This is a genomic window from Actinokineospora cianjurensis, from assembly GCF_003663795.1.
GTDB classification, from domain to species: Bacteria; Actinomycetota; Actinomycetes; order Mycobacteriales; family Pseudonocardiaceae; genus Actinokineospora; species Actinokineospora terrae.
Genome location: NZ_RCDD01000002.1, coordinates 361,650 through 372,122, shown reverse-complemented (window position 1 = coordinate 372,122; position 10,473 = coordinate 361,650). Strand labels below are relative to the sequence as shown.

The following is a 10,473-nucleotide window of genomic DNA, read 5'->3' as shown; positions in this document are numbered from 1 at the left end:
CTGTCCCGTATCGGGGCACCTGTCACGGAAGAGGTGCGCACGTGACCACGTCCACGCCGGTATCGCCGACCGGGCGGAGTGCTCCGCCGTTGTGGCGGGACACCGCCACGCTGGGGTACGCGTTCGCCAACGGGGTGTCGCAGATCGGGGACGAGATCTGGTTCGTCGCCCTCGCCTACACCGCCGCCCAGCTCGGGGACGCGGGGCTGGCCGGTCTCGTCCTGGCCTGCGCCACCCTGCCCCGGGCGCTCCTCATGCTCCTCGGTGGCGCGCTCACCGACCGACTCGACGCCCGGCGGATGATGATCACCAGTGATATCGCCAGGATCGTCGTGCTCGCGGGTGCCCTGGCTGTCCTGGCCGCGCAAGGGGTCTCCGCGGGGTTGCTGATCACCGTCGGGTTCCTCTTCGGGGTCGCGGACGCCTTCTACGGACCCGCGTGCAGCTCGTTCCCACGACAGTTGGTACCCAAGGACCAACTGGTCCGGCTTTCCGCGCTACGCCAACTGATCAGCCGGTTCGCGGGCGTGCTCGGCGCCCCGATCGGTGGTCTTCTCGTCGCCGGGTACGGGCTCGGCGGCGCGATGCTCACCGACGCGCTGTCGTTCGCGGTGATCCTGGTCGTGCTCATCCTGGTCCGCCCCCGCTGGCCCAGGGCGAAGTCGACCGGCGTCTCCGTGCGCGCCGACGTCCGCGACGGCCTGGACTACCTGCGCCGCACGCCCAGGGTGCGCGACCTGGTGATCACCCTCTCCGGCCTGAACGTGTTCGTCTCCCCGGTCCTGTCCATCGGCCTGGCACTGCACGTCAGCGCCAACAGCTGGGGCGCGGCGGGTCTCGGCTGGCTCTCCGGCGCCATCGGCATCGGCGCCGCGGCGGGCACGGCGGTGGCCATGAAGTGGCGCCCCGCCCGCCCACTGCGCGCGGCCCTTCTCCTGCTGCTGGCCCAAGCGGCGTCACTGGTACTCGTCGGCTTCGCGTCGTACGCGGTCACCATGGGCGCGATGGTCGTGGTCGGCATCGTCGCGGGACTGGCCTCCCCGCTGCTGTCCGGCGCGTTCCAGGCCACAGTGGACGAAGAGTACGTCGGCCGGGCAAGCGCGATCCTCAGCGTCACCGACGACGGGCTCGCCCCGGTCGCCATGGCGGCCTTCGGTTTCCTCGCCAAGGTGACGAGCCTGGCGACGGCCACCACCGCGTTCGGTGTCTGCTTCGCCGCGCTGCTCTGCTTCGCCCTGTCCCGGCCGCACGTGCGCGACCTGCGCCTCGACGGCAGCACCGCCGAGGAGAACTGCCCATGACCTGCCGCCGGGGGCGCCTCCCCGGCGCCCCCGGCCGACCCACACTGAGCGGGCACAGGTGACCTCCAACGCAGGGGTGGGACAGACATGCGGAGTGTGATTTCGCTCGACGACCTCACGGCCGCCGACGTCGACGCGCTGACCGGCCGGGCCGTCGCGTTCGGCGCGGGCGAGCGGTCCTCGGCCCTGGCCGGGCGCGCGGTCGGCGTCTACTTCCAGAAGTCGTCCACGCGGACCAGGACCTCGTTCTGGCGCGCGGCGACCAGGCTCGGCGCCCAGGTGATCACCTACGGGCCCGACGACCTGCAGCTCACCACCGGCGAGACGCTGGAGGACACCGCCAGGGTCCTCTCCGGCTACCTCGACGCGTTGGTCGTGCGCACCAACGGCGACATCGCCGAACTGCGCGCCTTGGCCAAGGGCGACATCGCCGTCGTCAACGCGCTCACCCAGTTCGAGCACCCGACGCAGGCCCTGGCCGACATCGCCACCCTCCGCGAGGAGTTCGGCGACCTCTCCGGCAGGCACCTGCTCTACATCGGCGAGGGCAACAGCACCGCCGCCGCCCTCGTGCGCGCCGCCGAACTGACCCCCGGCCTGACCTTCACCGTGGTGACCCCTCCCGGCTACGGCGTACCCGCCGACGTGCTGGCGGGCAAGCCGTCGCGCATCACCCAGCACCACGACCTCGACGCACTCCCCGAGACCGTCGACGCCGTCTACACCAGCCGGTGGCAGACGATGGGAGTGTCCAAAGCAGACCCGGACTGGCTCGGCGTGTTCACACCGTACCAAGTGGACGACACCTTGCTGGAGCGGGTCTCGCACGAGGGGACGATCTTCCTGCACGACCTGCCCGCCGTCCGCGGCCAGGAGGTCACCGACGAGGTGCTCGACGGCAAGCGCAGCCGCGCCTGGCGGCAGGCCCACCACAAGATGACCATCGCCATGGCCGTCCTGGAGTGGTGCGTCACCGGCAGCGCCGACTGATGTCGACCACGCACCCGCAACTCGACGGGCCCCCGAGGCTGTGGCTGCTCGACGGTCTGGTCGAGGCGGTGCGCGCCGCCAGTGACCGCACCGACCCGCTCGACGAGACCGTGCTGTGCCTGGCCGAGTCGGCCGCGATCGCCGCCGCGTCCGTCGAACGCGCGCGCAGCGAACCCCACGGCTCCACGGCCCGCCGTGCGGCGATGGCCCGTTCGCTCGCCGCCGCGCGCGCCGCCGTCGTTTGCGCCACCTACGCCCTCGCCGACGAACCCCGCGTCGAATGGAACAAGACCATGACCGCCACCGACGGCGCGGCTCTCGCCAGGGCCGTGTACGACCGCGTCGACGCCGACGACGTCGAGGGCCTGCTCGCCCTGTTCACCGAGGACTGCGTCTACACCCGGCCCGGCTACGACCCGTGGGTCGGCCACGCCGGGCTCGCCACCTTCTACCGCGAGGCCCGCTCGATCCGCTCCGGCGCGCACACCCTGACGACCGTCCTGGCCACCGGCCGCGACGTCGCCGTGCACGGCGAGTTCCACGGCCTGCTGCGCACCGGCGACGAGGTCCACCTGCGCTTCGCCGAGTTCCTCGAACTCGCCGCCGACGGCCGCTTCGCCCGCCGCACCACCTACTACTTCGCGCCGCTGGCGTAGACCCGACAAGGAGCCCGCAGATGACGCTGGAGCTGACCCCCACGCCGTTGCCCTCCCCCGTGCGCGGGCCCGGCCACGGGGACGCGTTCACCGACCACATGGTCACCCTGGCCTGGAACCCCGTCGACGGTTGGCACGACCGCCGCGTCGGCCCGCTCACCGCGCTGCCGCTGCACCCGGCGACCATCGGCCTGCACTACGCCCAGGTGATCTTCGAGGGCCTCAAGGCGCACCGCCGGGTCGACGGCTCGGTCGCGGTGTTCCGCCCCGACCGCAACGCCACCCGCTTCCGCGCCTCGGCCAGGCGGCTGGAGATGCCCGAACTGCCGGAGGAACTGTTCCTGGCCGCGGTCGACGACCTCGTCGGCCTGGACCAGCACCTGCTCTCCGACGACCCCGACCTGAGCATCTACCTGCGGCCGCTGATGTTCGCCACCGAGCCCAACCTGATGCTGCGGCCGTCGGGGGAGTACCTGTTCCTGCTCATGGCCTTCGTCGCGGGCGGCTTCTTCGGCGCCGACCCGTTCGCCCCCGTCTCGGTCCTCATCGGCCGCACCCACACCAGGGCGGTCCCCGGCGGCACCGGGGACGTGAAGTGCGCCGCCAACTACGGTCCGTCGTTCGTCGCCCAGCGGCTCGCCCAGGAGGCGGGCTGCCAGCAGGTCGTCTGGCTCGACGCGATCGAGCGCAGGTGGATCGAGGAGATGGGCGGCATGAACATGTTCTTCGTCCGCCAGGGGTTCTCCGGCCCCGAGGTCTTCACCCCCGCCCTCACCGGCACCCTCCTGCCCGGCGTCACCCGCGACTCCCTCCTGACCCTGGCGGCGGGTCTCGGCTACCCGGTCAGCGAGGAACGCATCTCAGTTGACCAGTGGCGCGAGGAATCGCTCTCCGGACGCATCACCGAGACCTTCGCCTGCGGCACCGCCGCCGTGGTCACCCCCGTCGGCCGCGTCCACGACACCAACGACCACTGGCTCATCGGCGACGGCACCGCGGGCCCGGTCACCACCGCCCTCCGCAAGGCCCTGGTCGACGTCCAGCACGGCCGCACCCCCGCCCCCGAGGGCTGGCTCCGCCCCATCGCACCGCGCTAGTCGGACGCGGGGGACTCGGACACGGGAGGACTCCACCCTGTCCCGCTCGCCACACCGGTAGCCCCCGGCTGACCGTTCGGCCGGGGGCACCGGGGCGCGCGCAAAGTGAACAACTGTTTCCTGACATGCCCGGTGACCCGCGGTTTCGTTTGGCAACAACGGCGACCACCGACGCGTAACCAAACCATTGAGGTCGTCGGAGGTCGCCGGCTAGCTTTCGGTTCCCGCGAGTCCCCGCGGGAACGAGCCGCGGTGCGGGTGGCGACCACCGGTCCGTGCCAGGGGTTCGGTGTCCACCCCGCAGTCGGAGACCACCACATGACACGTCCCCATCGTCGCCGTGCCACCGCGATCGCCCTGGCGGCAGCCGCGGCCGCCGTGGCGTTCGTCCCCTTCTCCGCCGAGGCCGGTCAGCAGGCCGGGCTCGCCGATAGCGTCACCGACACCCTCCTCGCCGAGCGCGGTCCTGCTGTTGCCGAGCAACGTGGTGTGGCCGCGGTGGCCCGCCACGCTGTTGTCGAGCCCCGGCGTGAGGTGTCCGACTGGTCGTTCGGCGCGGCCACGATCCCGGGCGATGCCGCCGCCCACGCGCCCGATGCCAGTCTGTACGTCGCGCACCGGGTCGCCGGTCGGTGGCAGGTGGGTGTCCTCGGCAGTGACACCTTCGTCGCGTTGACCCGCCAGGCGCCGGATTCCGTTGTCAGTGCTTCGGAGAAGGGCCTGTTCGCGCAGAACCACGCCGCCGCGGGTCCGGGTGCCGCGGCCCGTTCCGTCGAGACCGGGCTCGCGTTGCCGGTCACCGCGTCCAGCAACGTCGGCTGGGGCGGCGGCCCGCACGCCAACGACGGCTCGGGCTCGCTCTACAGCTCACTGGACTTCGGCGGCAGCGGCACCGAGGTCCGCGCCGCGGCGGCGGGCAAGGTCTACCGCGCCTGCGTCGACGCAGGTTCGAACCAGACCGCGTTGATCCTCATCGTGCACGCCAACGGTTACACCACCGGCTACTACCACCTCAACCAGCGCGGCAACTTCCCCGCGGACGGCACCTCGGTCGACCTCGGCTACTCCCTGGGCACCGCGGGCACCAACACCGTCTGCGGCGGCAGCGCCAACGGCGCCCACGTCCACTTCACCCTCCGCTCCGGCGACCGCAACAACCTCGCCTTCGAGTCGGTCATCGGCAAGACCATCGGCGGCTGGACCTTCCACACCAACGGCTCCAACTACGACGGCTACGCCACCCACGGCAACACCAAGGTCCAGGACGGCGGCACCCTCTACAACTATGGCCGCTACACCGGCAACGGCCCCTACGCCGCCACCGTGAGCTCCTCCAACGGCGCCAACGTTCGCTACAACACCAACTCCTCCACCAGTTCGACCATGTACACCGCCCCCAACGGCCGCGCCCTCGCCCTCAGCTGCAAGACCACCGGCAGCGCGGTCAACAACAACACCACCTGGTACCGCCTCACCGACACCGACTACGTCGCCGCCTCCCTGATCAGCACCACCGCCACCATCCCGAACTGCTGACCCCACCGAACGCCGGCGGCGCCCCAACCCGGGCGCCGCCGGCGTTCGGCGTACCGCACGGGGCGCGAACGGCGGAACCTGGCGATCATCACCGGATGCGCGGTTCCCGGTTGTGGCAAGGTGTTTCCCGCGTCAGGGAGGGAGCACTGTGGCGAACAACTCGTCGCGGGTTCGGCACCCGGACGACGGTCCTGTTCACCGGGGCCCCCATCCTCGCCGCCGCGCGGATGGACGGGGTGTCATCGGTGGTTCAGCGGCTGTTCGACGTCCCGTGATCCGCTTCCGCCGTGGTCCGGACCATTCGGGCGTGACCTGGCGGGCGATCGGCGTATCCGGGTGTGCGCGTGGTGGAACCTGCTGATGATCACCTGGTGGGCGGGCGGCGCCTGTGGCACGGTGCGCGCAACCGTTGCCGGGGAGGGGAATCGTCGTGGCAGAGCGGATTCGTCGGCTGTCGTTGCGGTCGGTGGTGGTGCGCGGGCAGGACGACCTGGGCCTGCCGAAGAAGGACGTGACCGTCGACGACGGCACGGCGACCCGAGGCGTGGCCCGGCTGCTCCGGCGCGCGGTGCTCTGCGGGGTGGCCGCGCTGGTGTGCGCCGGTCTCATCGTGCTGGTCCGGCTGCTGCTCGAGGCCCACCACGAGTCGCTGCAACGCGAAGGGGCCCGCGTCGAGGGCACCGTGGTGGCGGTGCACGACCCGGGCTTCAGCAGAAGGGGTGAGCCCCGCCCGACCATCGAGGTGCGCTACACGGTGCGCGGCGAGACCTTCACCGAGACCTACGACAGCCCGAGCACCCAGGTCGCCGTCAAGGACCGCGTGATCTCACTCGTTCACGACCCCGACGACCCCGCGGACTCCGCTGTGGCCGGGGAGCCCTTCGAGGGCCCGGCGTGGTTCGTCTGGTTCGCCGTCGTGCTGTTCCTGGGTTTCGCCATGCTCGCCTTCGGCGCCGTGGTCGGCACCACCCGCTGGTCGATCCGCCTCGGCCCGGCCAGGACCGGTTGGCGACCCGGCCACAGCCACCCGGTCATCGGGCAACCCCGCGTCATCGCCGTCATCTTCGAGGACGGCACCACCTCGATCCTGACCCTCACCCGACCCGTGAACCTGACCATCCCCATCCCCCACCGGGACAGCCCGGTACTGGTCGCGGGCGCGGGCGCGCGAACCACCATCCTGTTCACCAGCGGTCCCGTCCTCGCCGCCGCCCGAGAGCGTTCCGCCTCGACCAGGTGACCCCGTAGTGGGCAACGGAAACACCGGTGATCATCTCACCGCCCGTGGCAGGATGCGCGCAACCACCGGTGGGAAAGGGGAAACGCGTTGGTCGGGCCGATTCGCCGGTTGTCACTGGCGCCGTTGTTGTTGCAGGGGTGCGACGACCTCGGGGAACCGGGTGAGGGGGCTGCCGTCGATGGCGGTACCGCGACCTGGGGAGTCGGCAGGTTGTTGCGACGCGCCCTGGTCAGCGGGGTCATCGCACTGGTCTGCGCGGGTTGCGTCGTGCTGATCGCGTGGCTGCCCAGTGTTCACCACGAGTCGCTGCAACGCGAGGGCGCGCGCGTGGAGGGCACGGTACTGTCGATCGACGACGTGAACAGCAAGGGGGACAGGGCGTCCAATCCGACTATGGACGTCCGCTACGCGGTGCGCGGCGAGACCTTCGTCGAGACCTACTACGTCCCCGTCGACCGGGCCGTCGCCGAGGGCGTCAAGATCGAGGTCGTCCACGACCCGGATGACCCCGACGACTCCGCGGTGGCCGACGCGCCCTACGACTTCCCCGCCTGGAACCTCTGGCTGGGCATCCCGCTGTTCCTCGCGTTCGCGGGCTTCGGCTTCGGCTCCCTCGTCGGCACCGTCCGCTGGTCGATCCGCCTCGGCCCGGCGAGGACCGGCTGGCGCACCGGGCGCAGCCGATCGGTCGTCGAGAAGCCGAACGACATCACCATCACGTTCGACGACGGCGCCACCACCACGCTCACCCTCGCCCGTCCGGTGAGCCTCGCCATTCCCGTCTCGCACCAGTACGGCCCAGTGCTGATAGCGGGCTCTGGTGCGCGAACAACGGTCCTGTTCCTCAGCGGCCCGGTCCTCGCCGCCGCGTGGGAACACCTCACCGAGGACGGGTGATTCAGTCAGGGACGCGCAGGACGAGCGAAGCCGTGTCACCGGTGGCGGGCAAGCAGGACGCCGCCGCAGGGTCACGAAGGCCCGCCCGACACCGGTGAGCGCGGCGGCCAGCCGCGCGAGGTCGTCGAACACGTCCTCACCGGCGGTCTCCACCAGCCCGGTGGCCGCGACCGCCGCCAACCGCCCCGGATCCGACAGCGCCGCGGGCAAGCCGTCCGCCCGCATCCCGCCGGGGAACAACCCCGCGACCTGAGCCACGCATGCCCTCCAGGAGACCACCGGCCCGTCACGACAGGTGAGCCGAGCCCAGGACACCCCGTGCGCTTGGTCTCGATCCGGGTACCACCGGCGACCCGCGGGCTCGGCGGTCGGACCACGTGATCACCCGGCGTGGCACGATTCGGCCCACTCGTCGTCCTGAGTCCTGATCCGGGAGTGCACATGACCGACCAGAACACCGCGCGGGGCGACTCGACCGATCTGCCGCCCGCGCCGATCGACGTGCTGGTGGTGGAGGACGACGAGGGTGACGTGCTGATGATCCGGGAGGCGTTCGAGCAGCACGGGCAGCGCACCCGGCTGCACGTGGTCAACGACGGCGCCGACGCGGTGGCGTTCCTGCGGCGCGAGGGCGGGTTCGAGGACGCGCCGAGACCCCGGCTGGTGCTGCTCGACCTCAACATGCCCCGGATGGACGGTCGCGAGGTCCTGGCCCAGGTGAAGGCCGACCCCGCGCTGGCCTCGATCCCCGTGGTCGTCCTGACCACCTCCGCCGCGCACGACGACGTGGTCAGCAGCTACTCGTTGCACGCCAACGCCTACGTGACCAAGCCGGTCGACTTCGACGAGTTCATGACCGCGGTCGGCAAGGTCGACGAGTTCTTCAGCGCCACCGTCCGCCTCCCGTCCTGACCTGCGGCCCCAGCCCGCGTATTCTGCTCGGGTGAGGTCATCCGGGGTCCTGGACCACGTGCGCGGACTCGGGGTGCACGACCACGTCTGCTGGGGCTACCGCGACCCGGACGACTTCCGCGACCACGCCGGTGGGTTCCTCGTGGACGGCCTGGCCATCGGGCAGCGCCCCCAGTACGTCGTCACCAGCCAGGACGCCCCCCGGGCCCTCGCCAGGTTGCGGCGCGACCCGCGGCTGGACCGAGCCGTGCGCGACGGGGTCCTGCAGGTCACCGCCATCGACGCGGCCTACGCGGGCGAGGCGGCGGTGGACCCCGCGGCGCAGGTCGACTGGTACGTCGCCGCCACGCAGGACGCCGTCGCCGCCGGGTTCACCGGGCTGCGCGTGGTGGGGGAGGCGACGCCGCTGGTGGGCACCGCGGGCCAGTTCGACGCGTTCGCCCGCTACGAGCACCTCATGGACCGCCGGATGCCCGATGTGCCGTTCGCCGCGCTGTGCGGCTACGACCTCACCGTCCTCGGCGAACCGGCCGTCGCGCAGATCGCGGTCATGCACCCGTTCACCAACCTCGACCGCCCGGGTTTCCGGCTGTGCGGGTCGCCGCTGCCGGGGTGCGCGGTGGCCATCGGCGGGGAGCTGGATCTGGCCAACGCCGACTTGTTCGCCGCGGCACTCGACCGGGCCGACCTCCCGGTCGTCGACGGGACCATCACCCTCGACTGCACCGACCTCGAGTTCATCGACCACCGCGCGCTGATCACCCTCGCCGAGCGCGCCGGTGACGCCACCCTCGTGCTGCTGACCCCCAGGTCGGGGCCCTCCCGCGTCGTCGACCTGCTCGGGCTGCGCTCGGTGCGCGTGGAGCGACCGGCATGACCCGGTTCTCCCACCCCGCCTGGTTCTACACCTCCGACGAGGACTACCTCGCCGCGCTGGTGCCGTTCATCACCGACGGCCTCGCCGCGGGCGACCCGGTCGCCGCCGCCGTCCCCACCCCCAGGCTCGACCTGCTGCGCGACGCGCTCGGCGGCACCGCGCGCGAGGTGTACCTGCAGGACATGGCGGTCGTGGGCGCGAACCCCGGGCGGATCCTGTCCGGCGTGCTCACCCAGTTCGCCGACCGGCACCCCGACCGGCACGTCCGCATCGTCGGCGAGCCGGTCTGGGGCGCCCGCGACAGCGCCGACTACCCCGCGTGCGTCCGGCACGAGGCGCTGACCAACCTCGCCTTCGCCGACCGGCACGCCACCATCCTGTGCCCCTACGACGGCACGGTCCTGCCCCCGCACGTCCTGGCCGACGCCCGCGTCACCCACCCGGAGATCTGGTCGACCACGGGCCGCGACGCCAGCGACCACTACGCCCCGGACCAGGCGATCAGCAAGTACAACCTGCCGATCCCGCACCCCGCCCACGCCACCACCTTCACGGTGACCACCCCGGCGGGGGTCCGCGCCGCCCGCACCGCCATCACCCGCGCCGCGGCCGACGCCGGACTCGACACCGCGGGCCGCGCCGACCTGGAGATCATCGTCACCGAACTGGCCACCAACAGCCTCACCCACGGCGGCGGCCACTGCGAGATCGCCCTCTGGCCCGAGGACGACCTCCTCCTCTGCTCGGTCAGCGACCCCGGCCGCTTCACCAACCCCCTCGCCGGAACCACCCCCCTCACCGTCGGCCAACCCTCCGGCCGCGGCCTGTGGCTGGTCCACCACCTGGCCCACCTCGTCCGAGTCCACACCACCGAGGACGGCACCACGATCCGCGCCTACCTGCAGATCCCCACACGAACGCAAGACGCGGCGGCCGGCCTCTAGGCGAGGTGGGTTCGGCCGCGCGT

At 71.9% G+C, this 10,473-nt stretch carries 10 protein-coding genes; all 10 read left to right on the top strand.

The genetic code is table 11. The features are described from left to right. Window positions 1-41: 41 nt before the first annotated feature. The 10 genes from CLV68_RS16390 (at window position 42) to CLV68_RS16340 (ending at window position 10,450) form a co-directional block, all read left to right on the top strand. Window positions 42-1,301, top strand: coding sequence for an MFS transporter (locus tag CLV68_RS16390; RefSeq protein WP_170224403.1), 1,260 nt, complete (start codon window positions 42-44; stop codon window positions 1,299-1,301). A gap of 87 nt (window positions 1,302-1,388) precedes the next feature. Then, on the top strand, window positions 1,389-2,291 hold the full coding sequence (locus tag CLV68_RS16385) for an ornithine carbamoyltransferase (RefSeq protein ID WP_121391644.1): 903 nt from the start codon (window positions 1,389-1,391) through the stop codon (window positions 2,289-2,291). Further along, a complete protein-coding gene (locus CLV68_RS35190; RefSeq protein WP_246009908.1) occupies window positions 2,291-2,947 on the top strand; it encodes a nuclear transport factor 2 family protein in 657 nt (218 codons plus the stop codon). The genes CLV68_RS16385 and CLV68_RS35190 overlap by 1 nt, the downstream gene beginning before the upstream one ends. Before the next feature lie 20 nt (window positions 2,948-2,967). Next, complete coding sequence (locus CLV68_RS16375) at window positions 2,968-4,044, top strand: branched-chain amino acid aminotransferase (RefSeq protein WP_121391642.1); 1,077 nt, start codon at window positions 2,968-2,970, stop codon at window positions 4,042-4,044. A gap of 318 nt (window positions 4,045-4,362) precedes the next feature. After that, window positions 4,363-5,580, top strand: coding sequence for a M23 family metallopeptidase (locus CLV68_RS35665; protein WP_147460020.1), 1,218 nt, complete (start codon window positions 4,363-4,365; stop codon window positions 5,578-5,580). A 430-nt stretch (window positions 5,581-6,010) separates the two neighbouring features. Further along, window positions 6,011-6,820: a DUF3592 domain-containing protein gene (locus tag CLV68_RS16365; protein WP_170224402.1), complete on the top strand. Its 810-nt coding sequence runs from the start codon at window positions 6,011-6,013 to the stop codon at window positions 6,818-6,820. An 87-nt stretch (window positions 6,821-6,907) separates the two neighbouring features. After that, window positions 6,908-7,717 carry a DUF3592 domain-containing protein gene (locus CLV68_RS16360; RefSeq protein ID WP_121391634.1) on the top strand — a complete coding sequence of 270 codons (810 nt, stop codon included), beginning with the start codon at window positions 6,908-6,910 and terminating at the stop codon, window positions 7,715-7,717. A 441-nt stretch (window positions 7,718-8,158) separates the two neighbouring features. Next, entirely contained in the window at window positions 8,159-8,629 is a 471-nt protein-coding gene (locus tag CLV68_RS16350) for a response regulator (RefSeq protein ID WP_121391631.1), read from the top strand. 31 nt (window positions 8,630-8,660) lie between these two features. Further along, the gene (locus tag CLV68_RS16345; RefSeq protein WP_246009907.1) at window positions 8,661-9,506 is read left to right on the top strand and encodes an MEDS domain-containing protein; all 846 of its coding nucleotides are present in this window, start codon (window positions 8,661-8,663) and stop codon (window positions 9,504-9,506) included. Then, window positions 9,503-10,450 carry an anti-sigma factor RsbA family regulatory protein gene (locus CLV68_RS16340; RefSeq protein ID WP_121391625.1) on the top strand — a complete coding sequence of 316 codons (948 nt, stop codon included), beginning with the start codon at window positions 9,503-9,505 and terminating at the stop codon, window positions 10,448-10,450. Before CLV68_RS16345 ends, CLV68_RS16340 begins: the two co-directional genes overlap by 4 nt. Window positions 10,451-10,473: the final 23 nt, after the last annotated feature.